17 protein-coding genes, 21 tRNA genes, 3 rRNA genes and 1 riboswitch are annotated in these 24,121 nt (G+C 44.4%); of the genes, 9 read left to right on the top strand and 32 right to left on the bottom strand.

Annotation, left to right across the window (positions count from 1 at the left end):
• Positions 1 to 41: 41 nt before the first annotated feature.
• A complete protein-coding gene (locus tag ACSSTM_RS16685) occupies positions 42 to 1,031 on the top strand; it encodes a metal ABC transporter solute-binding protein, Zn/Mn family (protein WP_095286119.1) in 990 nt (329 codons plus the stop codon).
• 73 nt (positions 1,032 to 1,104) lie between these two features.
• On the opposite strand, the gene ACSSTM_RS16680 is transcribed toward ACSSTM_RS16685, so the two are convergent.
• A complete protein-coding gene (locus ACSSTM_RS16680) occupies positions 1,105 to 1,347 on the bottom strand; it encodes a type B 50S ribosomal protein L31 (RefSeq protein ID WP_034665302.1) in 243 nt (80 codons plus the stop codon).
• Positions 1,348 to 1,522: 175 nt separating this feature from the next.
• Here ACSSTM_RS16680 and ACSSTM_RS16675 point away from each other — a divergent pair, with 175 nt between their 5' ends.
• The 4 genes from ACSSTM_RS16675 (at position 1,523) to ACSSTM_RS16660 (ending at position 4,366) form a co-directional block, all read left to right on the top strand.
• Positions 1,523 to 2,854, top strand: a complete 1,332-nt coding sequence (locus ACSSTM_RS16675; RefSeq protein ID WP_034665295.1) for a cytochrome ubiquinol oxidase subunit I — start codon at positions 1,523 to 1,525, stop codon at positions 2,852 to 2,854.
• Between the two features lie 21 nt (positions 2,855 to 2,875).
• The gene (locus ACSSTM_RS16670; RefSeq protein WP_181185487.1) at positions 2,876 to 3,922 is read left to right on the top strand and encodes a cytochrome d ubiquinol oxidase subunit II; all 1,047 of its coding nucleotides are present in this window, start codon (positions 2,876 to 2,878) and stop codon (positions 3,920 to 3,922) included.
• Between the two features lie 68 nt (positions 3,923 to 3,990).
• Entirely contained in the window at positions 3,991 to 4,149 is a 159-nt protein-coding gene (locus ACSSTM_RS16665) for a DUF1540 domain-containing protein (RefSeq protein ID WP_008360682.1), read from the top strand.
• Positions 4,150 to 4,174: 25 nt separating this feature from the next.
• Positions 4,175 to 4,366, top strand: a complete 192-nt coding sequence (locus ACSSTM_RS16660) for a hypothetical protein (RefSeq protein ID WP_034665287.1) — start codon at positions 4,175 to 4,177, stop codon at positions 4,364 to 4,366.
• Between the two features lie 106 nt (positions 4,367 to 4,472).
• On the opposite strand, the gene menC is transcribed toward ACSSTM_RS16660, so the two are convergent.
• The 6 genes from menC to ACSSTM_RS16630 all read right to left on the bottom strand — a co-directional run bounded on the left by menC (position 4,473) and on the right by ACSSTM_RS16630 (position 11,913).
• Positions 4,473 to 5,597 (bottom strand): o-succinylbenzoate synthase, encoded by a 1,125-nt coding sequence (gene menC, locus ACSSTM_RS16655; RefSeq protein ID WP_060597104.1) that lies wholly within the window; start codon positions 5,595 to 5,597, stop codon positions 4,473 to 4,475.
• Entirely contained in the window at positions 5,584 to 7,044 is a 1,461-nt protein-coding gene (locus ACSSTM_RS16650) for an o-succinylbenzoate--CoA ligase (RefSeq protein ID WP_034665278.1), read from the bottom strand. Before ACSSTM_RS16650 ends, menC begins: the two co-directional genes overlap by 14 nt.
• Before the next feature lie 71 nt (positions 7,045 to 7,115).
• Entirely contained in the window at positions 7,116 to 7,934 is an 819-nt protein-coding gene (gene menB / locus ACSSTM_RS16645) for a 1,4-dihydroxy-2-naphthoyl-CoA synthase (RefSeq protein ID WP_034665273.1), read from the bottom strand.
• The gene (gene menH, locus ACSSTM_RS16640; RefSeq protein WP_034665270.1) at positions 7,924 to 8,775 is read right to left on the bottom strand and encodes a 2-succinyl-6-hydroxy-2,4-cyclohexadiene-1-carboxylate synthase; all 852 of its coding nucleotides are present in this window, start codon (positions 8,773 to 8,775) and stop codon (positions 7,924 to 7,926) included. The genes menB and menH overlap by 11 nt, the downstream gene beginning before the upstream one ends.
• The gene (gene menD, locus ACSSTM_RS16635) at positions 8,760 to 10,502 is read right to left on the bottom strand and encodes a 2-succinyl-5-enolpyruvyl-6-hydroxy-3-cyclohexene-1-carboxylic-acid synthase (protein WP_034665266.1); all 1,743 of its coding nucleotides are present in this window, start codon (positions 10,500 to 10,502) and stop codon (positions 8,760 to 8,762) included. Before menD ends, menH begins: the two co-directional genes overlap by 16 nt.
• The gene (locus ACSSTM_RS16630; RefSeq protein ID WP_034665263.1) at positions 10,495 to 11,913 is read right to left on the bottom strand and encodes an isochorismate synthase; all 1,419 of its coding nucleotides are present in this window, start codon (positions 11,911 to 11,913) and stop codon (positions 10,495 to 10,497) included. Before ACSSTM_RS16630 ends, menD begins: the two co-directional genes overlap by 8 nt.
• Positions 11,914 to 12,296: 383 nt before the next feature.
• On the opposite strand from ACSSTM_RS16630, the gene ACSSTM_RS16625 reads away from it, so the two are divergent.
• The 3 genes from ACSSTM_RS16625 to ACSSTM_RS16615 all read left to right on the top strand — a co-directional run bounded on the left by ACSSTM_RS16625 (position 12,297) and on the right by ACSSTM_RS16615 (position 14,650).
• Entirely contained in the window at positions 12,297 to 13,235 is a 939-nt protein-coding gene (locus tag ACSSTM_RS16625) for a 1,4-dihydroxy-2-naphthoate polyprenyltransferase (protein ID WP_034665260.1), read from the top strand.
• Positions 13,236 to 13,352: 117 nt separating this feature from the next.
• Entirely contained in the window at positions 13,353 to 14,087 is a 735-nt protein-coding gene (locus tag ACSSTM_RS16620; protein ID WP_034665257.1) for a TraR/DksA C4-type zinc finger protein, read from the top strand.
• Positions 14,088 to 14,173: 86 nt separating this feature from the next.
• Positions 14,174 to 14,650 (top strand): TspO/MBR family protein, encoded by a 477-nt coding sequence (locus ACSSTM_RS16615; RefSeq protein WP_034665254.1) that lies wholly within the window; start codon positions 14,174 to 14,176, stop codon positions 14,648 to 14,650.
• 77 nt (positions 14,651 to 14,727) lie between these two features.
• Here ACSSTM_RS16615 and ACSSTM_RS16610 read toward each other — a convergent pair.
• The 24 genes from ACSSTM_RS16610 to ACSSTM_RS16495 all read right to left on the bottom strand — a co-directional run bounded on the left by ACSSTM_RS16610 (position 14,728) and on the right by ACSSTM_RS16495 (position 22,038).
• Positions 14,728 to 14,799, bottom strand: a tRNA-Glu gene (locus ACSSTM_RS16610).
• 7 nt (positions 14,800 to 14,806) lie between these two features.
• A tRNA-Ser gene (locus ACSSTM_RS16605) sits at positions 14,807 to 14,897 on the bottom strand.
• 3 nt (positions 14,898 to 14,900) lie between these two features.
• Positions 14,901 to 14,975, bottom strand: a tRNA-Asn gene (locus ACSSTM_RS16600).
• A gap of 6 nt (positions 14,976 to 14,981) precedes the next feature.
• Positions 14,982 to 15,058, bottom strand: a tRNA-Ile gene (locus tag ACSSTM_RS16595).
• Positions 15,059 to 15,075: 17 nt separating this feature from the next.
• Positions 15,076 to 15,149 (bottom strand) — tRNA-Gly (locus tag ACSSTM_RS16590).
• An 11-nt stretch (positions 15,150 to 15,160) separates the two neighbouring features.
• A tRNA-His gene (locus ACSSTM_RS16585) sits at positions 15,161 to 15,236 on the bottom strand.
• A gap of 27 nt (positions 15,237 to 15,263) precedes the next feature.
• A tRNA-Phe gene (locus ACSSTM_RS16580) sits at positions 15,264 to 15,336 on the bottom strand.
• 18 nt (positions 15,337 to 15,354) lie between these two features.
• Positions 15,355 to 15,431: transfer RNA gene (locus tag ACSSTM_RS16575), tRNA-Asp, on the bottom strand.
• 4 nt (positions 15,432 to 15,435) lie between these two features.
• Positions 15,436 to 15,512, bottom strand: a tRNA-Met gene (locus tag ACSSTM_RS16570).
• Between the two features lie 22 nt (positions 15,513 to 15,534).
• A tRNA-Ser gene (locus ACSSTM_RS16565) sits at positions 15,535 to 15,627 on the bottom strand.
• Between the two features lie 7 nt (positions 15,628 to 15,634).
• Positions 15,635 to 15,711 (bottom strand) — tRNA-Ile (locus ACSSTM_RS16560).
• A 4-nt stretch (positions 15,712 to 15,715) separates the two neighbouring features.
• Positions 15,716 to 15,789, bottom strand: a tRNA-Met gene (locus tag ACSSTM_RS16555).
• A gap of 25 nt (positions 15,790 to 15,814) precedes the next feature.
• A tRNA-Ala gene (locus ACSSTM_RS16550) sits at positions 15,815 to 15,887 on the bottom strand.
• An 8-nt stretch (positions 15,888 to 15,895) separates the two neighbouring features.
• Positions 15,896 to 15,972, bottom strand: a tRNA-Pro gene (locus ACSSTM_RS16545).
• A gap of 7 nt (positions 15,973 to 15,979) precedes the next feature.
• Positions 15,980 to 16,056: transfer RNA gene (locus ACSSTM_RS16540), tRNA-Arg, on the bottom strand.
• Positions 16,057 to 16,068: 12 nt separating this feature from the next.
• Positions 16,069 to 16,154 (bottom strand) — tRNA-Leu (locus ACSSTM_RS16535).
• Between the two features lie 12 nt (positions 16,155 to 16,166).
• Positions 16,167 to 16,238: transfer RNA gene (locus ACSSTM_RS16530), tRNA-Gly, on the bottom strand.
• A gap of 30 nt (positions 16,239 to 16,268) precedes the next feature.
• A tRNA-Leu gene (locus ACSSTM_RS16525) sits at positions 16,269 to 16,351 on the bottom strand.
• Between the two features lie 8 nt (positions 16,352 to 16,359).
• Positions 16,360 to 16,435, bottom strand: a tRNA-Lys gene (locus tag ACSSTM_RS16520).
• Between the two features lie 37 nt (positions 16,436 to 16,472).
• Positions 16,473 to 16,548: transfer RNA gene (locus tag ACSSTM_RS16515), tRNA-Thr, on the bottom strand.
• A 33-nt stretch (positions 16,549 to 16,581) separates the two neighbouring features.
• Positions 16,582 to 16,657 (bottom strand) — tRNA-Val (locus ACSSTM_RS16510).
• Positions 16,658 to 17,199: 542 nt separating this feature from the next.
• Positions 17,200 to 17,315: ribosomal RNA gene (rrf, locus tag ACSSTM_RS16505) — 5S ribosomal RNA — on the bottom strand.
• A 61-nt stretch (positions 17,316 to 17,376) separates the two neighbouring features.
• Positions 17,377 to 20,307, bottom strand: a 23S ribosomal RNA gene (locus ACSSTM_RS16500).
• Between the two features lie 182 nt (positions 20,308 to 20,489).
• Positions 20,490 to 22,038 (bottom strand): 16S ribosomal RNA (locus ACSSTM_RS16495).
• Together the 16S, 23S and 5S rRNA genes form the textbook arrangement of a ribosomal RNA operon.
• 434 nt (positions 22,039 to 22,472) lie before the next feature.
• A riboswitch (TPP riboswitch) is annotated at positions 22,473 to 22,574 on the top strand.
• Between the two features lie 98 nt (positions 22,575 to 22,672).
• On the opposite strand from ACSSTM_RS16495, the gene thiT reads away from it, so the two are divergent.
• The gene (gene thiT / locus ACSSTM_RS16490) at positions 22,673 to 23,248 is read left to right on the top strand and encodes an energy-coupled thiamine transporter ThiT (RefSeq protein ID WP_034659700.1); all 576 of its coding nucleotides are present in this window, start codon (positions 22,673 to 22,675) and stop codon (positions 23,246 to 23,248) included.
• A gap of 240 nt (positions 23,249 to 23,488) precedes the next feature.
• Here the strand turns inward: thiT and ACSSTM_RS16485 are convergent, their stop codons facing one another.
• Complete coding sequence (locus ACSSTM_RS16485) at positions 23,489 to 24,043, bottom strand: GNAT family N-acetyltransferase (protein WP_095285875.1); 555 nt, start codon at positions 24,041 to 24,043, stop codon at positions 23,489 to 23,491.
• Between the last annotated feature and the right edge of the window lie 78 nt (positions 24,044 to 24,121).

The following is a 24,121-nucleotide window of genomic DNA, read 5'->3' as shown; positions in this document are numbered from 1 at the left end:
TAATCATTTCTATCTAATAGATTGAGAGGAGACATTTCTACATGAAAAAAATCTTTTATATTTTAACAGCTGCTTTATTTGCGATCGGTCTTGCCGCTTGCTCAAGCAGTACGGGGACAAATGCTTCAAAAGGAAAGGCAGACGGGAAACTAACCATTTACACCACGATCTTCCCGATCCAAGATTTCACTGAAAAAATTGGCGGTTCTCACGTTCATGCGCAAAGTGTGTACCCGGCCAATGCAGATGCACACAGCTTTGAACCAAGTTCAAAAACGATGGTTGAAATGGCTGAAGGTGACGCCTTCATCTACAGCGGTACAGGAGCTGAAGCATTCGCTGACAAAACCGCTTCTACGTTAAAAGACCAAGGCGTGAAAACAGTCAAAGCAGCCGAAGGCATCAAATTGTTATCGACAAAAGAAGAGCATGCACATGAAGAAGGCGAAGACCATGATCACGACCATGAAAGTGAAGCTCATGACCATGATGAACACGACCATGGAGATAAAGATCCTCACGCATGGTTAGACCCGGTTTATGCAAAGCAAATGGCGAAAAACATTAAGGACACGCTCGTTTCATTAGATCCAGATCATAAAGACGAATACACAAAAAACTATGAAAAACTAAAAAAGGATTTGCAATCGCTAGATCAAGAGTTCAACACAACGTTATCTAAAGCAAAACATAAAGAAATCCTTGTTTCTCACGCAGCCTACGGTTATTGGGAAAAGCGCTACGGTATTGAGCAAATCAGTGTATTAGGGTTATCCGCTTCTGAAGAGCCTTCACAAAAGCAGCTCGAAAGCATTGTACAAAAAGCTGAAAAGCATCACATTCAATATGTGATTTTTGAAAACAACGTCAGCAGCAAAGTATCAGATACAATCCGCAGTGAAATTGGGGCAAAAAGCCTCACACTTAAAAATCTAGAATCTATTACTGAAGATGATGCCAAAAATGGCGAAAGCTACATCAGCTTAATGAAACAAAATCTAAAGACCTTAAAAACCGCTTTAAATGATTAATTACTAGAACCCCGGGTGATCATCCGGGGTTCTTTGCTGCAAAAAAGCACACCAATTCAGGGTGTGCTTTTTATTACATTTGATATTTTTTCTTAAACAACTCGGCTCTTCCGCCTTTTTCTCCGAATTTTTGTCGTCCTGTATAAAAAGGATGCGTATCAGAGCTTGTTTCTACTTTAATCACAGGATACGTTTTCCCATCTTCCCATTCTACTGTCTCATTGGATGTCTTTGTCGATTTACTCAAGAAGCGGTAACCGCTGTTTACATCCATAAATACAACTTCATGTGAGGTTGGATGAATATCTCTTTTCAATGTCAAAACTCCTTTCGTTATCAAAACGTAATGATTACGCTTTATATTTATATTCTACTCCCTCTTTTACAACTTGTCAAAAATCAAGCTTTCTTAGTCAGGAAGAATAATCTAAAAATGGTGGAGAATAATAACATCATGAAAAAGAGAAGCGATAAGAAAGGCGGAGAAAAAATTGACTGATCTCGTTTTAGCTAGAAGCCTGTTCGGCACAACCATGGGCTTTCATATTATTTATGCCTCGCTTGGCGTCGGCATCCCGCTAATGATTTTGTTAGCTGAACTCATCTTCCAAAAAACGAAGGACCCTCACTATGCTGTCATGGCCAAACGGTGGACGAAAGCGCAGGCTGTCTTGTTAGGTGTCGCCATTCCAACAGGCACGATTGCTGGTACCCAGCTCGCTCTTCTATGGCCAGGTTTTATGGAGGTCATCGGAAAGGTCATGTCACTGCCATTTCAGATTGAAATTTATGCGTTCTTTATTGAAGCATTATTTATGTCTATTTATGTGTACGCAGCGGATCGCCTATCACCTGCTATGCGCATCATTACCGTTATTTTTGTCGTGATTGGCGCAGCCGCTTCAGCGATTCTGATCACAAACGTACATGCGTTTGAAGGAACACCTGCTGGCTTTCAAATGGTCAATGGAGAGATTACAAATATCGAGCCTTGGAAGGCCTTTTTCAATCCAAGCTTTGTGGTGACTGCGACACATGTCGTGCTGTCTGCTTTTACAACAGGTGCTTTTGTGATTGCTTCGGTGGCCGCTTTTAAAATGCTCAAAACAAGAAAGAATGAGAAACTCTATACTTTTCATCGAAAAGCCCTTTTTCTTGGACTTATTGTAGGAGGCCTTTTCTCATTTCTTACGGCCTTAAATGGTCATGAGTCTGCTCAGCTTCTGTATGAATATCAGCCTGAAAAGTTAGCCGGTGCTGAAGGTTTATTTGAAACACAATCACATGCGCCTCTTGCAATAGGTGGTTTTACTGATGCCGATTCACAGGAAATTAAAGGAGCAATTGAAATCCCTTGGGCGCTTAGTTTTCTGGCAGGAAATAGCTTTGATACAGTGGTCAAAGGCTTAAATGATTTCCCTCGTGACGAGTGGCCGCCTTTATTTATTCACACATTATTTAACGGCATGGTTATCATTGGCTCAGTCCTCATTTTGTTTGCAGTGTTAGCACTGCTTTACCGTAAAATTTTAAAACGCGAACATTATCCGAAGTGGCTCCTTTTTCTTTACTTATTCGGCGGGCCCCTTAGTCTTTTGGCCATTGAGTTCGGCTGGATCTTTGCATGTACAGGCCGTCAGCCATGGGTCATTTATCGAATGCTCAAAACCTCAGAGGTCGTCACATCATCCGGTTCAATCGGTACGCTCTTTATCCTTTTTGCCATTGTCTATCTCATCTTAGGCATAGCAACCGTTATTGTACTGACGTACTACTTTAGAAAACATTCGATTGAAGAAGACCTACGGTTAACAGAATCTTAAAAAGGAGCGATCTAGATGCAAATGGATGTTACAACTGATGCGCTCATTGCAATCACCATCTTATGGGGATTCGTTTTTATCTATGCAGTGATGGCATCAATGGATTTCGGCGCAGGATTTTGGTCGATGATTTATATGAATAGAGAACAAACAAAGGCCGCTAATATTGCAAATAAATATCTTTCTCCAACATGGGAAGTAACAAACGTCTTCATTGTGGCGATTGTTGTTGCATTGTTTAGCTTGTTTCCAGGTGCGACCTTTGTACTTGGTACCGTTTTATTAATACCCGGCAGCATCATATTGTTACTACTTGCACTGCGAAGCGGGTTTCTCGTGTTTTCTCATTCACTCCCTAAAAAATACCGAAAAGCGGTTACTTACATTTCAGGGATAAGCGGCTTTATCATTCCGTCCATCCTGATCATGGTTCTTCCGATTACTCATGGTGGATTTATCTTTCAGGAGAACAACGTCTACTCATTAGATCTTGGACTGGTCTTTACGAGTGCAAATGTCTATTCTTTTGTCGGCTTTGCCATTTTCAGCACCCTTTTTCTTTCGTCTTTGCTTTTAGCTGATTTCTCGAATGTGGCTGATGAAGATGAAGCTTACAGCATTTATAGAAGAGGGGCTCTCATTACGGGTCCGCTTTCACTCTTGATGGCCTTTTTTATCATGCTGACATTAAGAAGCGAGGCCAATTGGCTGTTCACAAAAATGATGCAGAACATTCCTATTCTTCTTGTATCACTCCTGATGTTTTTGCTAGCAGGACTGGCTCTATTTTTACCAAACAGCCGGTTTAAGCAGCGGAAAGGCCGGCCCCGTTTAGCTGTCATTGCGATCACCATTCAATATTTTTTAGCAAGCTACGTGTACGGACGTGCCCATTTGCCTTATATGGCCTATCCAGATATTACAATCATGTCTGGATTTACAGACCCTGTCACATTTAGAGCATTGTTTATCACCTATATTGTAGGTTTTATCATCTTATTCCCTGGGTTCTATTTCTTCTGGAAATTGTTTATGAAGGATAAGCGCTATATTCGTCAGGAAGATTAACATGAATGGACGAGGTTCATTTCGGTTACATTATAGAAGAAAGACATACTCAAAAGGAGGTCATCTGTATGAGTCAAAAAATCCTTTGTGAAGTCAATAACTGTTCCTATTGGAATGCTGGAAACCGCTGTGGGGCAGATGCAATCTATGTCGTCAGCCACACAGGAAATACGGCTGAAAAAAGTGAAGAAACGGATTGTAAAACGTTTAAACCACAAGATCTTTAAGTCTCATTAAAGGAGGCGCTTCACATTGAAACACGATCGGCTGCTTCAAACGTTTTTTGACGAAATTCATGACGCGGACGAAGCCGCATTTTATCAGGCTGCTCACTCCTTTTTAAACCTTTGGGATTATGAATATGGCCATGCAGCAGACATGCCCAATGAAATGAATCACTATATCGGACAGCTTGCTTACGACAGCGAGCTTGTAGAAGAGTAAGAAAGAGCGGATCACCGCTCTTTCTTTCTTAATGAGACAGGAAGGAAAAACTTTCTCTCACTATACATAGATTTTATTGGATGTGCAAAAGGTGATTCACTCGTTTTCACATCACAAAATCATGTTTTGTAAACACGTCAATTTTATCTGAAAAAGAACGAAGCGCTTGATAGTCCACTTCTACGCCCATTCCTGGGGAACGAGGTACCTCAATAAAACCATTCTCAACCTTGATTTCAGGAAAAATGATATCTTGCTCCCAATATTTTGATGAAGCTGAAATATCACCTGGGATTGTAAATTGAGGAAGGGAAGCAAGTGCCACGTTCTGCGCGCGGGAAATGCCTGTTTCAATCATCCCTCCGCACCATAATGGAATTTGATGCTCCTTACTGAATGTATGGATTTTAAGGGCTTCTGTCAGCCCCCCAACTCGTGAAGGCTTCACATTAATAATTTGACAGCTGCCAAGCTCTACAGCTTTTCTAGCATCATCTAAAGAACAAATACTTTCATCCAAACATATCGGTGTTTTTAAATGCTTTTGCAAATGGCGATGATCCACGATATCATCTGCAGCTAATGGCTGTTCAATCATTAATAAACGAATGTCATCGAGCTGCTTGAGCTTGCTAATATCCTTTAATTCATAAGCAGAGTTTGCATCCGCCATTAATGGAAGGTTAGGGAAAGACTCTCTAATTTTTTTAAGAAGTCCAATATCCTGTCCCGGCTTAATTTTCACCTTCACACGCTGATAGCCTTGGTCAACATATTGCTGAATTTGCTTCAGCATGTCGTCAATGGGTCCTAACCCCGCCACAACACCAGAAGGTATTCTCTCTTTGGTGCCGCCTAATACATCACGTAATGACTTATTCTCACGCTTCGCATAAATATCCCAAACAGCCGCTTCGATTCCCGCTTTCGCCATCCTATTACCTTTAAATTGGTACAGGCTGTCTGGTATTTCTGAAGGGTGTGTAAAGGTGCGTGTCAGTACATTCGGTATAAAGAAAGCTCTCAGCATATGATAGCAAGTCTCAATGGTTTCTTCTGTATACCATGGAGAAGAAAAGGCTGACACCTCTCCCCATCCAGTCAATCCTGTTTGATCTTTTACCTCGACAATAATAAACTCACGCTCTGAGATGGTTCCAAGACTTGTTGTAAATGGCTGCTTGAGCTTCATCGTGACATGATATAAAATCACTCGTTCAATTTGAATCATCTAAAAACCCCTTTGATTTGAGTCTGTGCCTCTGCAATTTATTCGACGCATTTCTTGGCAGCTCGTCCACAAAGTGAAAAGCGGCGGGCCATTTATATTTTGCTAAATGCGACTCACATAATGCATAGAGCTCATTCTCCGGTATCTTATGGTCTGTGACAAGAAAGGCAGCCGGTACCTCTCCCCATCTATCATCATACATACCCGCCACTCCGGCTTCCTTTACATGCGGATGTGTTAACAGAACCGCTTCAATTTCAGCAGGATAAATATTCTCACCGCCAGAAATAATTAAATCTGAACGGCGGTCAAGCACAAATAAGAACCCTTCCTCATCCACATAGCCAATATCACCCGTTTTCAGCCAGCCTTGATCAAAGGCAGCTGCGGTTGCTTCTTCACGGTAAAGGTACCCTTTCATGACATTTGCCCCTTTCACCATAATTTCGCCATGCTCAAAAGGACGACAAGTGCGTGTACCATCTTGAATTTTCAGCTCACACCCAAAAAGGGGTTTTCCCGCTGATCCAAGCTTCTCTACACTAAATTCAGGCGCAAGGGTCACAATTTGTGAACAGGTTTCCGTCATACCGTACGATTGAAACACAGGGAAGCCTTTCTCTTTGCTTTCTTGAAGCATCGCAAAAGGCGCAGGTCCTCCGCCTAATAAAAGACAGCGCAAAGAAGACGGGCATTCTTCCAGTCTGCTTAATAAACGGGATAACATCGTTTGAACAACAGATATCATCGTCACACGATGCTGTTCAATAGAATCCTTTACTTCATCGACATCAAACTTCTCATGAAGTACGACAGTCATCCCATAGATCACAGACTTAAATAAAGCGGATAACCCGCTAATATGAAAAAGAGGAAGTGCAATAAGCCAGCGGTCATCCTCTCTGATGCCCATATTTAGTGCAGAGGAAACAGCACTATGAAAATGATTGCCAAACGTTTGCTCCACGCCTTTTGGGCGTCCTGTTGTGCCAGATGTATACATGATGGTCGCTGTTTCATTCAAATCAAATTCGCTCTCGATTTTCTTTTCATTATCTTGACCTGCTTCAGGTAAAGTCTCCATTGTATAAACGGGGAGATCACCTTTATGATCACTGGCATAAACAGGTTCAGTTAATAAAGCGGATGCTTTTGCATCTTCAAGCTGATAGCGCCTCTCAGCTTTTGTTAACTTATTGTTCAATAGCACGATTTTTAATCCTAATGAAAAACAAGCATGAACAAGCATCACCATTTGAGGCTGATTGTTCATCAAAAGCCCAACCGTTTCCCCTTTTTTCAATGATGCATCTGCAAGTCTATTAGAAAGCTCATTTACTTCATCAGCTAAATCGCGAAATGTCCACTTTTTATCCTGATAAATGAGCGCGATTCTTTCTGGCGTTAAATAAGCACGGTACAGCAGCCAATTAGGTTGCTTCATCATGACACCTCCTCTTCTTAAAAGAAAACAGCTTAGTCTGATGCACTAAGCTGTTTTTCATCGATATGATTGAATCAAGGGAAACGCGGGAACTGACCGAAGTCCGGCTTGCGTTTTTCCTTAAAGGAATCGCGTCCTTCTTTTGCTTCATCTGTTGTGTAATAAAGAAGTGTCGCATCTCCTGCAAATTGTTGAATTCCAGCTAATCCATCCGTATCTGCATTAAATGCAGCCTTCAAGAATCGTAAAGCAGTCGGGCTCTTTTCTAGCATTTCCTCACACCACTTCACAGTTTCTTCTTCAAGCTGCTCTAATGGTACAACTGTATTGACAAGTCCCATATCAAGCGCTTCTTGTGCATTGTATTGACGGCATAAGTACCAGATTTCTCTCGCTTTCTTATGACCAACAATACGTGCAAGGTAGCCTGAACCATAACCAGCATCAAAGCTGCCTACTTTTGGACCAGTTTGTCCAAAAATTGCATTATCTGCTGCAATTGTCAGGTCACATACAACGTGAAGAACGTGCCCGCCGCCGATTGCATAACCAGCAACCATTGCAATCACCGGTTTTGGAATCACTCGAATCAAACGCTGTAAGTCTAATACATTTAGACGCGGAATTTGATCGTCTCCTACATAGCCGCCATGGCCGCGTACTTTTTGATCTCCACCAGAACAGAATGCTTTGCCGCCAGCTCCTGCAAGTACGATTACACCAACATTTGAATTATCACGAGCACGTGAAAATGCATCAATTAATTCACTCACAGTCTTTGGTGTAAACGCGTTATGTACATGTGGACGATTAATCGTGATCTTTGCGATCCCATTGTACGTTTCATATAAAATTTCGTCATACTGACGCTCAGTTTGCCATTCAATAGCCATCAATAGTTCCTCCTCTAAAATCTTGCGTAATAAACTCACTTACTATTTTACCAAAAAAATGTGGTTGTTCCACATGAACTGTATGCCCAGCCTGCTCAGCCAATATGAATTGACTGCCTTCAAGCTCCTGCTGCATACGTTTGGCGATATTGCAGAACTTTTCATCAAGCGCTCCGCAAATCAACAAAACAGGTAAATTCATATGCTTTAATGCCTTCCAAACAGAGGGCTGCGAACCTGTTCCTAGGCCTTCTAAGCTGCGAGCCAGTCCAAGTGGATTGGCTTTCAGCCTTCCCTCTCTCAGTTGAGCCTGCGTTTCAGCTGATAAAGTTTTCTGCGAAGCAAACAGTGGAATACTCTCCCAAAAATCCACAAACTTCACTAAACCTTCATGTCTAAGTTTCTGAGCGAGCTGATGATCGTGTTTGAGTCTTGCCATCCGCTCTTTAAAAGTGCGAAGCCCTGGAGAGGTACTCTCAAGGATCAATTTGTTGACACGATCTGGATAACGAGAGGCAAATGATAAAGCAATACGTCCTCCCATAGAATATCCGAGAATATTCACTTTGTGAAGCTTTAATTGGTTTAAAATCTCTGCAAGATCTGCCAGCTGATGCGACATCGCATATCTTCTCATACTTTCTGGTGAGTCCGTGCGGCCATGTCCAAGCAAGCTGACTTGAATCAATCTTGTATTCTCCATATAACCATTCAAGAACGTCCAAGAAGCCGCGCTTCCAGTGAAGCCATGTAAGCATAGCGTGGCATTCTCAGCCAATGGATTCTGATCCACCACCTCGTACGCCACACCATCACGCATCCGTATTATGAAAGAAGACATTCTTTTTTCACTTCTTCCAATATGTCATCCATCATTTGACGATGCTTGCTTACACGAGAATGCCGATCAGTTTCAATTTCAATTAAATGAAGCCCAGGCTCTTCTATATGCGCCATGTAGACATCATGTAATTCTTGTTTCGTTGACGGTTTCGAATAGGTTCCCCCATACAGCTTCGAAGCATACTCAAAATTCAGTCCAGTCGGCGTACCGAAGAGTTTTTCATAATACGGTTCATCAGACGCCTGTGGAAGGAAAGAAAAGATGCCTCCCCCATCATTGTTTAACAACACAACCGTCAGCGGAATGTCCAGCAGCTTAGCTGCAAGCAAACCGTTCATATCATGATAAAATGATAAATCTCCAATCACTAAGGTGACTGGCTGCTTCAAAGCCGCATACGTGCCAAGTGCTGTAGACACAACGCCATCAATGCCATTGGCTCCTCGATTCGCCATCATCCGAAAAGGCTTCGATTGCGCTTCAAAAAATGTATCCACATCACGAATCGGCATACTGTTTCCGATAAAAAGGACACTCTCCTTCGGCAAGAGATGCTGAAGCTGACGGTACACATTTCCCTCAAATGACAGATTCTCATCAGAATAATGGGATGCATGCGTTCTGAATGAAGAATTAACATTCTGCCAGCGTTTTAGAAAACTTGTATCCTCACGTTGATCCGCTCTCTTGAATACTTCATCTACAAAAGTTGCCACATCACTTTCAATGACGTATGAAGCACTCAAGCCAGGATCTCGAAAACCTCCGGCAGCATCAACGACAATCTGATTCACTTCCACATGTTTTTCCAGCCACTTGAATAAAGGTTTGGACACAGGCATCGGTCCAAAACGAATGACCATATCCGGCAATAGATGCTGCTGCAATGCTTCATCTTTCAATAATGAATCATACGCATCAATAATAAGATCTGCATGTTCATGACCATTTCGCAAATGAGAAAGCGGGTCCGCTAAAATCGGAATATGCAAGGCTTTCGAAAGACGTAACACTGCCTCTTTCTCTTCCTGCGTATGAAGTTCACCACACACAATCAGTCCCTTTTTGGAATGGTTCATGACCGTCACGATTTCAGACATCACATCATCATTTGGGAAAGCCTGTCCTGCAGCTATGACCTTTTTTCGGCCTGTTTCTTCTCGCTCAAAAGGATCAATAGACAAATCAGGAAGCAATGGTTCTCTCAGAGGGACATTGATCTGAACAGGTCCCTTCGGCTCTTGCATTGACATATGATTTGCTCTTGCCGCAGCCGTCTGAACATAGCGTAACATCGTCTGACTTTCTTCTGGCAATGCTAAGTCTGTGAACCATTTAACAAACTTACCGAATAAGAATTGCTGATCAATCGCTTGAGGTGCCCCAACTTCCCTCAATTCGTGCGGCCGATCAGCAGTTAAAACAATAAGTGGTACACGGGAATAATGTGCCTCTACAATGGCTGGGTAAAAGTTAGCAGCTGCCGTACCTGATGTACAAATAAGCAGCACTGGTGCTTGACTTGCTTTTGCAAGACCAAGCGCATAAAAAGCAGCAGACCGTTCATCCACTAATACATGAACATTGATGTCTTGATGGGCAAGAGCCAGCATCGCAAGCGGGGTTGAACGGGAACCAGGACAGACAACCGCTTCCTTCACACCACCTTGTACAAATTCATCCATCAATCTGCCAATATATGTTGTCATGATTTGATTATTCAATCGGACGACCTCCAAGAGCAGATAGCATTGGTCTTAATTTCACTTGCGTTTCCTCGTACTCCTGCTTTGCAAGGGAATCCTCTACAATGCCGCAGCCAGCGAACAAACGAACATGGTCTTCCTCAATAAGACCTGACCGAATGGCGACAGCAAATTCTCCATTATCCTGAGAGTCAATCCAGCCCACCGGCGCCGCGTACCAGCCACGCTTCAACGGTTCGATTTCACGAATGACCTCAACCGCTTTTTCCTTCGGATATCCGCCTAATGCTGGCGTCGGATGGAGCTGTTCAATTAATGAAAAGAGGGAACAGCTGCTTTTAATTTCTCCCACAATCGGTGTAAACAAATGCTGAATGTTTTTTGTTTTATAAAGACTAGGTTGATTTGGTTTGTGCACGTGAAGGCAATTGGCCTCAAATGCTTGCTGAATCATATTGACGACAATTTGATGTTCAATCAAATTCTTCTCATCATGCAGCAGTTCCTCGCCTAATGCTCGATCTTCCGCTTCATCTTTTCCTCGAACAATCGAACCTGCTAAACAAGATGAAAAGACCTCTCCGCCGCTTTTTTTTACTAAGCGTTCCGGCGTAGCTCCGACAAATGCTTGTCTTCCTTGTTCAACCGCAAATACATAACTCGTTGTTTGATGCTTTAATAATTCTGCTAACAGTGGAGCGAGTTCTATTTGATTTTTATAGTGAAGCAAGACTTCTCTTGCTAAAACAACCTTTTCATATTCGTTTGCACGAATGTGGTCTGTCGCTTCTTGGATCGCCTTCATCCATTCCTTCACATCTAGTTCTTCCATATGAACAAGTTCAGCTTGTCCATCATGTCTGAGCGGTAATGTTTCAAAATGAGAGGCTTTTTGTTCTAATTCTTGAATGAGCTGATGAACATTCCCGTCCACCTGCTTCCATTCATTGATCGTAAGAAACGTGCCTTCTTTCGAGACAGTGAGCATCATCGATGGCACAAAAAAATGAGCCTCGCCAAAAGCTTCCCAGTGACGCGCCTTCTCTTCATACGGATCAAATGAGAATCCTCCAAATAAAAGCGGACCAACAGCCGCTTGCCTTAACTCCTTCTCATCATGAAAATGGAACATGTGCTGCTTCAGCTGTTCCCATTCTTGATGGACTATATCAAATCGTTCCTTGCCTTGCTCAGTTGATTTAATGACGGCCGCTCTGCCAAGTCCAGAAAATATCATTTGGCTTTCTGGATCAGACCAAAAAAACCGCTCGCCTAAAAAATCCGCTTCGCCACTTTGGAAAAAGGCAAGAGGATCCAGATCGTCAACTCTTCTGGAGTAGCTTATCAAAACAGCATGGTTGACGTTATTCGCTTCTTCTAATGTCGCAAGCGCTTCCTGCCGGAAAGTACTTTGCACTGTTGTCACCATGATACATTCCTCCAAAATCCATGAAATAACATAAAAAAATAAAACCATAATGAAAAAATACATGATCATTCGAGTATGTCGAATGACCTGCTTTTCTATTATAAACCTTAACAGATGAACTTAGTAAAGAAAACAGGCTTTTAAAACCTCGAATCCTTATTATATCACGCTTTCTAGATTTTTTCGCTCCTGCTTCTTGAAACGAGAGCATCTAAAGGAAAAATGGCAAGTCCTGTTCTAAGATCAAGCTTTCTCTCGATATGGCAACGATTAGCAAACATCTTTTTCCGGTTTCATCGCATCAATATATTGACACCTTTTTGAACTTTGCTAAACTGGAATTTGGACGTGTACGTATTTTTTTATTTAAAGGAGTATATTTTATGCAGCATCAATCGATATCAGATCAGCTTTCACCGATTAAGCCTGATAAGAACTGGCGGATTTGGTGGAATTTACTACGACCGCATACATTAACAGCGGCATTTATTCCCGTTACTTTAGGAACTGTTCTAGCACTTCCAAGTGGTCAAATACATGTTGGGCTATTTTTAGCTATGCTGTTGGCATCTATGTTTATCCAAATCGCAACGAACATGTTTAATGAGTACTTTGATTATGTTCGCGGATTGGACAACGAGAAATCTGTTGGCATCGGCGGAGCCATTGTAAGAAACGGTGTGAAGCCAAAAACAGTCCTCGGCCTCGCTTATGCACTATTTGCGCTTTCTTTACTACTAGGGGTGTATATTTGCATGATGTCTAGCTGGTGGATTGCACTGATAGGACTCATTTGTATGGCAGCAGGCTATTTCTATACCGGCGGCCCTGTACCCATTGCATATACGCCGTTTGGAGAACTTGTGTCAGGTGCTTTTATGGGACTAGGAATCATCTTGATTAGTTTCTATATCCAAACAGGCACACTGACATCTAAAGCTTTTCTCGTTTCACTACCAATTTCTATTTTAGTTGGTGCCATCTTACTATCGAACAATATCCGCGATTTAGACGGCGATAAAGAAAATGGACGAAAAACACTTGCAATCCTTGCTGGGCGAAAAGCTGCAGTGAACATTTTACTTTCCATGTTTTTGGTCTCATATGTACTTATTTTTGTTTATATCTTCACAGATATTGTCGGCCTTTGGAGTCTTCTTGTTTTACTCAGTGTGCCAAAAGCATATACAGCTATCAAAGAATTTAAGCAAAAAGAAAAACCAATTGAATTAATGAATGCCATGAAATCTACAGCTCAAACCAATACATTTTTCGGTTTCCTGCTGACAATCGCTTTGATCTTACAATACTATATTGCGTAACAAAGAACGCCTGCAGCCGCAGGCGTTTTTTCATGAGGAATTGCTTCAAATTGGAACTAGTCTTACAGACAAAATTGCTCATACTAACATTATGTTTGATATGAAAGGATGATCGCTTTGTTGTCTAAAGACGAATTACATCATTTGAAGCAGCGACTTCTCGATGAAAAACAAGAACTCGAAGCTAAAAGCCATGACGATGAACAAAAAGTATCATTTCCTTATGATTCGCTCGGAGAACTGTCAGCCTATGATAACCACCCAGGTGATCAAGGGACAGAGCTATTCGAACGCGGGAAAGATATTGCGTTAAACAGTTTGGAACATGAACATCTGTTAGACATCAATGAAGCACTTCAAGCCATCACAGACGGCTCTTATGGTCTGTGCAAGGTCTGTAAGGCCCCTATTCCAAAGGAACGCTTAGAAGCCTTGCCTAGTGCCGTCACATGCACAGAGCATTCAAAAGAACAAACCGTTTCACAAAACCGTCCGATTGAAGAGGATTTATTAAGTCCGCCATCAGGTCAATTTGAAAATGAAGAAAGCGCAGCCTACGATGGAGAGGATGCATATCAAGACGTAGAACGCTATGGAAACTCTGATACCCCGTCCGATATGGAATTCCCTCCATTGACATACGATGATGTGTATACGCAATCAGAAGATGAAGATTATGTGGAGGACTATGAAGGATTCGCAGCAGCTGATATTGAGGGCAAAGCAAGCAAGGTATATCCAAATAAAGCCCACGAAGCCTATGAAGAGGCATTAGACGAAGAAGGTGTCATGACGGTATTTGGTGACTTGAAGCCGTACGAAGAAGAACCTTATACAGAAGAAAATCATTAGTCCCCTCATATTGGGGGCTTTATGTTTATATCATGTAATGATTGGGAAATCACTTTAAGAGTGAATTTGATTGGAGGAGATTCTTAATGGCAAGAAAAAGTATCATTTGGGCAGTGGTTGTCTTCTTTATTACATACGCATTATTCTCTATTGCCGGATTCTTGTTTCCGATTGACAGAGAGTGGTATGATGCACTGAATAAACCAGAATGGACACCGAGTGGTGGTGTAATTGGTGCTGTGTGGGCTGTCTTATTTGCTCTGATCTCGTTGTCCGCAGCGATCATTTATGGAAAGTACGGATTTCAAAAAATCACTTTACCATTTTGGATTCTTTTTCTTTTAAATTACGTATTTAATCAAGCCTTTAGTTTTTTTCAATTTACACAAAAAGATTTATTTGCCGCTACGATCGACTGCCTGCTTGTAGCACTGACAGCACTTGCACTTGTCATCGTCTCGCGTAAACTAAGCAAAGTCGTTCCAATTTTACTGGTCCCTTATGTCTTATGGGGCTTCTTTGCGACATACTTGTCTTATACGATCTATTCCATGAATATGTAAAAAAAGACCGCTATGATGGCGGTCTTTCCTTTTGAAGAAAATAAAAAAGAGATCTTTGACAAGACCTCTTTTAAACATGACCCGTACGGGATTCGAACCCGTGTTACCGCCGTGAAAGGGCGGTGTCTTAACCGCTTGACCAACGGGCCAGATAAATGGCGGAGAAGGAGGGATTTGAACCCTCGCGCCGCTTGCGCGACCTACACCCTTAGCAGGGGCGCCTCTTCAGCCACTTGAGTACTTCTCCATTTGGCTCCGCAGGTAGGACTCGAACCTACGACCGATCGGTTAACAGCCGATAGCTCTACCACTGAGCTACTGCGGAATATCATGGTGGGCCTGAGTGGACTCGAACCACCGACCTCACGCTTATCAGGCGTGCGCTCTAACCAGCTGAGCTACAGGCCCATGAACGGATATACAAATGGAGCGGGTGATGGGAATCGAACCCACGACATCAGCTTGGAAGGCTGAGGTTTTACCACTAAACTACACCCGCAAAAATATGTATGGGGCGATTGATGGGAATCGAACCCACGAGTGCCAGAGCCACAATCTGGTGCGTTAACCACTTCGCCACAACCGCCATACTGTCAATATTTTTTTATAAAAGTGGCTCGGGACGGAATCGAACCGCCGACACACGGATTTTCAGTCCGTTGCTCTACCAACTGAGCTACCGAGCCAAGTATTCTTTTTGAAAATGGCGGTCCGGACGGGACTCGAACCCGCGACCTCCTGCGTGACAGGCAGGCATTCTAACCAACTGAACTACCGGACCATTTTGGTTGCGGGGGCAGGATTTGAACCTGCGACCTTCGGGTTATGAGCCCGACGAGCTACCGAACTGCTCCACCCCGCGATGATATGGGTTTTAAAAAATATGGCGGAGGAAGAGGGATTCGAACCCCCGCGGGCTTTGACACCCCTGTCGGTTTTCAAGACCGATCCCTTCAGCCGGACTTGGGTATTCCTCCGTATAGATGGTGGACCTTGTAGGACTCGAACCTACGACCGGACGGTTATGAGCCGTCTGCTCTAACCAACTGAGCTAAAGGTCCTTTATAGCGGCGGAGGGGATCGAACCCCCGACCTCACGGGTATGAACCGTACGCTCTAGCCAGCTGAGCTACACCGCCATGATCAAAATAATCTTTTAAAAAGTGGAGCCTAGCGGGATCGAACCGCTGACCTCCTGCGTGCAAGGCAGGCGCTCTCCCAGCTGAGCTAAGGCCCCATAAAAGATGGTCGGGAAGACAGGATTCGAACCTGCGACCCCTTGGTCCCAAACCAAGTGCTCTACCAAGCTGAGCTACTTCCCGATCTTAATGGCGCGCCCGAGAGGAGTCGAACCCCTAACCTTTTGATCCGTAGTCAAACGCTCTATCCAATTGAGCTACGGGCGCTTATTTTTATAATGCCGAGGGCCGGACTTGAACCGGCACGGTAGTCACCTACCGCAGGATTTTAAGTCCTGTGTGTCTGCCAATTCCACCACCCCGGCGTGGATGGTATAAGCGGAAGACGGGATTCGAACCCGCGACCCCCACCTTGGCAAGGTGGTGTTCTACCACTGAACTACTTCCGCATTACAGGTTTTCTTTATTTTATTTGGCAATGCGGGTGAAGGGACTTGAACCCCCACGTCATAAAGACACTAGATCCTAAGTCTAGCGCGTCTGCCAATTCCGCCACACCCGCATGAAACATGGTGAGCCATGAAGGACTCGAACCTTCGACCCTCTGATTAAAAGTCAGATGCTCTACCAACTGAGCTAATGGCTCTCTTTAAAAGCGACTTGTCTATCTTACCATATGAAAGTGGTGCCGGCAAGAGGACTTGAACCCCCAACCTACTGATTACAAGTCAGTTGCTCTACCAGTTGAGCTACACCGGCTTTATCTATCCTAACATTATGTAAGAATAAATATGGTGGAGGATGACGGGCTCGAACCGCCGACCCTCTGCTTGTAAGGCAGATGCTCTCCCAGCTGAGCTAATCCTCCACTATGTAGGAATCTCTCGATCCGACAAAGATTATTATATACAGGTTTTCATCATTTGTAAAGGCTATATTAAAAAAATTTTATTTCAATTTTCATTGGTATTTCTTTTAGCAAATGATCGTCATTTTCTCCATTCAAACTGCTGTCATTCAACGTTTATCAGCTGAAGTTCTCCTCTCTATATTCTCTTTAAAAACGGTCAATTCCTTCAGAAATATCAGCAGCCTATTATTTTTATGCTTTCATGGTATAGGTATTCCTTGGAATCAAACTTTAGGTACAGTTTTTATAGATATTAGAATAGAGTTAACTATAAAGATTGATACAGTCCCCTTCTATAATCTAATACTCTATCTCTCTACTAGTTTTTTCATAACAAGGATTTATAATATGATGAACGTTCTATCTTTTTCATTTAAAATGTCTCACATACTTGTAAATGAGTTGGAGTGCCGCACGTTCATCAAACAAGTGCAATCAAAAAAATATCCTCTCAAGCAACACAAAAAGACCAGTTCCGTATGGAACTGATCCTTAGAAGAGCTTGGCGGCGTCCTACTCTCACAGGGGGAGACCCCCAACTACCATCGGCGCTGAAGAGCTTAACTTCCGTGTTCGGTATGGGAACGGGTGTGACCTCTTCGCTATCGCCACCAAACCTGATGGAGAGAATGTTCTCTCAAAACTAGATAACAATGTTCATGCTTCACATTAGAATAAAGGTTAAGTCCTCGATCTATTAGTATCTGTCAGCTCCACGTGTCACCACGCTTCCACCTCAGACCTATCAACCTGATCATCTTTCAGGGATCTTACTTCCTTGCGGAATGGGAAATCTCATCTTGAGGGGGGCTTCATGCTTAGATGCTTTCAGCACTTATCCCGTCCGCACATAGCTACCCAGCGATGCCCTTGGCAGAACAACTGGTACACCAGCGGTGCGTCCATCCCGGTCCTCTCGTACTAAGGACAGCTCCTCTCAAATTTCCTGCGCCCGCGACGGATAGGGACCGAACTGTCTCACGACGTTCTGAACCCAGCTCGCGTACCGCTTTAATGGGCGAACAGCCCAACCCTTGGGACCGACTACAGCCCCAGGATGCGATGAGCCGACATCGAGGTGCCAAACCTCCCCGTCGATGTGGACTCTTGGGGGAGATAAGCCTGTTATCCCCGGGGTAGCTTTTATCCGTTGAGCGATGGCCCTTCCATGCGGAACCACCGGATCACTAAGCCCGACTTTCGTCCCTGCTCGACTTGTAGGTCTCGCAGTCAAGCTCCCTTGTGCCTTTACACTCTGCGAATGATTTCCAACCATTCTGAGGGAACCTTTGGGCGCCTCCGTTACATTTTAGGAGGCGACCGCCCCAGTCAAACTGCCCACCTGACACTGTCTCCCTGCCCGATAAGGGCAGCGGGTTAGAAGGTCAATACAGCCAGGGTAGTATCCCACCGATGCCTCCACCGAAGCTAGCGCTCCGGTTTCCAAGGCTCCTACCTATCCTGTACAAGCTGTACCAACATTCAATATCAGGCTGCAGTAAAGCTCCACGGGGTCTTTCCGTCCTGTCGCGGGTAACCTGCATCTTCACAGGTACTATAATTTCACCGAGTCTCTCGTTGAGACAGTGCCCAGATCGTTGCGCCTTTCGTGCGGGTCGGAACTTACCCGACAAGGAATTTCGCTACCTTAGGACCGTTATAGTTACGGCCGCCGTTTACTGGGGCTTCAATTCGCACCTTCGCTTACGCTAAGCGCTCCTCTTAACCTTCCAGCACCGGGCAGGCGTCAGCCCCTATACTTCGCCTTACGGCTTCGCAGAGACCTGTGTTTTTGCTAAACAGTCGCCTGGGCCTATTCACTGCGGCTTCTCGGGGCTTTAACACCCTAAGAAGCACCCCTTCTCCCGAAGTTACGGGGTCATTTTGCCGAGTTCCTTAACGAGAGTTCTCTCGATCACCTTAGGATTCTCTCCTCGCCTACCTGTGTCGGTTTGCGGTACGGGCACCTCTCACCTCGCTAGAGGCTTTTCTTGGCAGTGTGGAATCAGGAACTTCGCTACTAAATTTCGCTCGCCATCACAGCTCAGCCTTTACGGGAAACGGATTTGCCTATTTCCCAGCCTAACTGCTTGGACGCGGATATCCAATACCGCGCTTACCCTATCCTCCTGCGTCCCCCCATTGCTCAAATGGTGAGGAGGTGGTACAGGAATATCAACCTGTTGTCCATCGCCTACGCCTTTCGGCCTCGGCTTAGGTCCCGACTAACCCTGAGCGGACGAGCCTTCCTCAGGAAACCTTAGGCATTCGGTGGACGGGATTCTCACCCGTCTTTCGCTACTCATACCGGCATTCTCACTTCTAAGCGCTCCACCAGTCCTTCCGGTCTGACTTCACAGCACTTAGAACGCTCTCCTACCACTGTTCGTCAGAACAGTCCGCAGCTTCGGTGATACGTTTAGCCCCGGTACATTTTCGGCGCAGAGTCACTCGACCAGTGAGCTATTACGCACTCTTTAAATGGTGGCTGCTTCTAAGCCAACATCCTGGTTGTCTAAGCAACTCCACATCCTTTTCCACTTAACGTATACTTTGGGACCTTAGCTGGCGGTCTGGGCTGTTTCCCTTTCGACTACGGATCTTATCACTCGCAGTCTGACTCCCAAGGATAAGTCATCGGCATTCGGAGTTTGACTGAATTCGGTAACCCGGTAGGGGCCCCTAGTCCAATCAGTGCTCTACCTCCGAGACTCTTACCTTGAGGCTAGCCCTAAAGCTATTTCGGAGAGAACCAGCTATCTCCAGGTTCGATTGGCATTTCACCCCTACCCACACCTCATCCCCGCACTTTTCAACGTGCGTGGGTTCGGGCCTCCATTCAGTGTTACCTGAACTTCACCCTGGACATGGGTAGATCACCTGGTTTCGGGTCTACGACCACGTACTCATGCGCCCTATTCAGACTCGCTTTCGCTGCGGCTCCGCATCTTCTGCTTAACCTTGCACGGGATCGTAACTCGCCGGTTCATTCTACAAAAGGCACGCCATCACCCTTTAACGGGCTCTGACTACTTGTAGGCACACGGTTTCAGGATCTATTTCACTCCCCTTCCGGGGTGCTTTTCACCTTTCCCTCACGGTACTGGTTCACTATCGGTCACTAGGGAGTATTTAGCCTTGGGAGATGGTCCTCCCGGATTCCGACGGAATTTCACGTGTTCCGCCGTACTCAGGATCCACTCTGGAGAGAACAACATTTCAGTTACAGGGCTGTTACCTTCTTTGGCGGGCCTTTCCAGACCTCTTCGCTTATATCATTCCTTTGTAACTCCGTATAGAGTGTCCTACAACCCCAAGAGGCAAGCCTCTTGGTTTGGGCTGTTCCCGTTTCGCTCGCCGCTACTCAGGGAATCGCATTTGCTTTCTCTTCCTCCGGGTACTTAGATGTTTCAGTTCCCCGGGTATGCCTTCTCATACTCTATGTATTCAAGTATGGATACTACTCCATTACGAGCAGTGGGTTTCCCCATTCGGAGATCTCCGGATCAAAGCTTGCTTACAGCTCCCCGAAGCATATCGGTGTTCGTCCCGTCCTTCATCGGCTCCTAGTGCCAAGGCATCCACCGTGCGCCCTTTCTAACTTAACCATTTCTTACTTTAGAAAGAATCACTATGTGTGATGAACTTTGCATTGCATTCAATGTGAATGTATTACTTATTGTTATCTAGTTTTCAAAGAACAATCCTGTCTCGCTAGAGACATATCTTGAAGGAATGATCCTTCAAAACTAAACAAGACGAAAACGCACACTGCTCCATATATCCTTAGAAAGGAGGTGATCCAGCCGCACCTTCCGATACGGCTACCTTGTTACGACTTCACCCCAATCATCTGCCCCACCTTCGGCGGCTGGCTCCATAAAGGTTACCTCACCGACTTCGGGTGTTGCAAACTCTCGTGGTGTGACGGGCGGTGTGTACAAGGCCCGGGAACGTATTCACCGCGGCATGCTGATCCGCGATTACTAGCGATTCCAGCTTCACGCAGTCGAGTTGCAGACTGCGATCCGAACTGAGAACAGATTTATGGGATTGGCTAAACCTTGCGGTCTCGCAGCCCTTTGTTCTGTCCATTGTAGCACGTGTGTAGCCCAGGTCATAAGGGGCATGATGATTTGACGTCATCCCCACCTTCCTCCGGTTTGTCACCGGCAGTCACCTTAGAGTGCCCAACTAAATGCTGGCAACTAAGATCAAGGGTTGCGCTCGTTGCGGGACTTAACCCAACATCTCACGACACGAGCTGACGACAACCATGCACCACCTGTCACTCTGTCCCCGAAGGGAAAGCCCTATCTCTAGGGTTGTCAGAGGATGTCAAGACCTGGTAAGGTTCTTCGCGTTGCTTCGAATTAAACCACATGCTCCACCGCTTGTGCGGGCCCCCGTCAATTCCTTTGAGTTTCAGTCTTGCGACCGTACTCCCCAGGCGGAGTGCTTAATGCGTTAGCTGCAGCACTAAGGGGCGGAAACCCCCTAACACTTAGCACTCATCGTTTACGGCGTGGACTACCAGGGTATCTAATCCTGTTCGCTCCCCACGCTTTCGCTCCTCAGCGTCAGTTACAGACCAGAGAGTCGCCTTCGCCACTGGTGTTCCTCCACATCTCTACGCATTTCACCGCTACACGTGGAATTCCACTCTCCTCTTCTGCACTCAAGTTTCCCAGTTTCCAATGACCCTCCCCGGTTGAGCCGGGGGCTTTCACATCAGACTTAAGAAACCGCCTGCGAGCCCTTTACGCCCAATAATTCCGGACAACGCTTGCCACCTACGTATTACCGCGGCTGCTGGCACGTAGTTAGCCGTGGCTTTCTGGTTAGGTACCGTCAAGGTGCGAGCAGTTACTCTCGCACTTGTTCTTCCCTAACAACAGAGCTTTACGATCCGAAAACCTTCATCACTCACGCGGCGTTGCTCCGTCAGACTTTCGTCCATTGCGGAAGATTCCCTACTGCTGCCTCCCGTAGGAGTCTGGGCCGTGTCTCAGTCCCAGTGTGGCCGATCACCCTCTCAGGTCGGCTACGCATCGTCGCCTTGGTGAGCCATTACCCCACCAACTAGCTAATGCGCCGCGGGTCCATCTGTAAGTGACAGCCGAAACCGTCTTTCATCCTTGAACCATGCGGTTCAAGGAACTATCCGGTATTAGCTCCGGTTTCCCGGAGTTATCCCAGTCTTACAGGCAGGTTACCCACGTGTTACTCACCCGTCCGCCGCTAACATCCGGGAGCAAGCTCCCTTCTGTCCGCTCGACTTGCATGTATTAGGCACGCCGCCAGCGTTCGTCCTGAGCCAGGATCAAACTCTCCGAGGTATGCAGGATGCATATCACACATGCGTTGCTACACGATGTAGCGAACTTAGCATGTAATCATTTCCTGCCTCGCCAGTTTGACTGACTACCTATGATGTATCATAGGATTTTTTATAAAAACTCGAATTAACAGGTACGTTTTGTCTTGTTTAGTTTTCAAAGATCATCTTTATCGTCTCTCAGAGGCGACTTTATTAATATAACATTCTATCAAGATAAAGTCAACAACTTTTTTCTTTATGTTATTTAATAACCGCGCTGTTTTAGCGGCGTATACAAATATAACACCTTTCGAGAGAGGAAACAAGTATTTTTTCTAAATAATTTATTTTTCCTTATCTCTTCCTATATAATCATCCAAAAATTGATTGTCACAGGAATTCTCTATTGTTGATCCTGAAGGTCTTTAGTATATTTATAATAGAAGAAAACTAAATAACCGCAGGGGGAGCTTTGTGCTGAGAGTGAACACTCGTTGTTCTGACCCTTTGAACCTGTCAGTTAATACTGAAGTAGGAATGTGGATTCAATTGAATACATGTGGTGTATTCAACTCGATATGTTTTTCTATGAATAACATACTCATCCTTACACGGTCTCTCCTTGCTCAATTCATGAAAAAGGAGATTTTTTTATGCAGCAATCAAATCAATTGGTACGACTGATGGAAATCGCAATTATGACTTCACTTGCACTTGTATTAGATTACTTATCAGGTCTCTTTTTAAGAATGCCAAATGGCGGATCTCTTGCGCTGATTATGATACCCGTCATTCTTATGTCTATTAGATGGGGAATATCAACCGGGTTTATCATTGGTGTGCTTATTGCAGGCCTTCAGCTGATGAATGGCCCTATTATCGCTACACCTGTTCAAGGATTTCTCGATTATTTCGTCGCATCTGTTGTCATTTCCCTAAGCGGTCTATTTTCTGGGTTGATCAAAAAAGCCATTCAGGATCAAAAGCGAAAGCAGCAATTCTTCTATATTACCTTATCCGTATTTGTTGCAAGTTTCTTTAGACTGTTGACGTTCTTTATCTCTGGTGTTGTTTTCTTTTCTCATTATGCACCAAAAGGAACTCCAGGTTGGGTTTACTCTTTAATTTATAACAGCACATATATGGTTCCTTCATTTATTATTTGCAGTATCGTTCTTTGCATACTCATACCAAGTGCATCTCGTTTGGTTTTTCCTCACAAAAAATAACTGGCTGATTTCAGCTGGTTATTTTTTTATGCATAAATTGCCGCTCTATGGAATCTATTAATAGTAGAAGATTTCATACTGGAGGTACGCCAATGAACCCTTACTCCATTATGCTGTGCTGTTATATTCTCAGTCTTGCTTATTTTTTGGCAGGTTTCTATGAAGCTTTAAAGATAGCAGGAATAAAAGGAAAAGTAGAAGCTTCTCCTCTTATCTCTTATATGCTGCTAGCTGTGCTTTTCACTTTTTTCTCTCATTATTATTGGAAGCTGACGATTTAATTCGGTGTAGATGGTCATTTAATACAGGCAGCTCCCACCCATACCCTATTTCATTATACTTCTCGCCAGCCAGCTCGAACTGGCTGGTAACGACAAAATGAGGTTGAAGCTTTTGATAAAAATGCTTTGCCGAATTTTGTTCAAATACCCACAGCATTATATTCTGATACCCTTTCTCTATTAAATAACTCACTCCTTCTGCAATTAAAGCGATACCTGCTCCTGATTTCTGTTTCTCTTCCAATAAATAGATCGCGTAAAGTTCTCCATCATATGTTGAATAGCGCTCATCACGCTGTTTTCCAAAAGAAGCAAAACCAAATACCCCTTCTTCATCTTCTGCGACAAACGTACCTTCAAGCGACCTTCTTCTCCAGCTCTCTTCTCGATCTTCTATATTTAAACCATTCAAATAATCCTGATTAATAATGCCTTGATAAGTCGTCTGCCAGCTTTTCACATGTATCTCGGCGATTTTAGGTATATCTTGTTGTACAGCATGCCTCACCTTCATCCGCGCCACTCCTTCTCACTGTTTTCACCCTATCTTCATTATGATAAATTCCTATTTCCTAAAATTCAATCAATAAAG

Origin of the sequence: Bacillus sp. RK1064, from assembly GCF_051488405.1 — a bacterium.
GTDB lineage: Bacteria > Bacillota > Bacilli > Bacillales > Bacillaceae > Bacillus.
The sequence above is the reverse complement of the archived record's forward strand: the minus strand, read 5'-3'. Positions and strand labels throughout refer to the sequence as shown.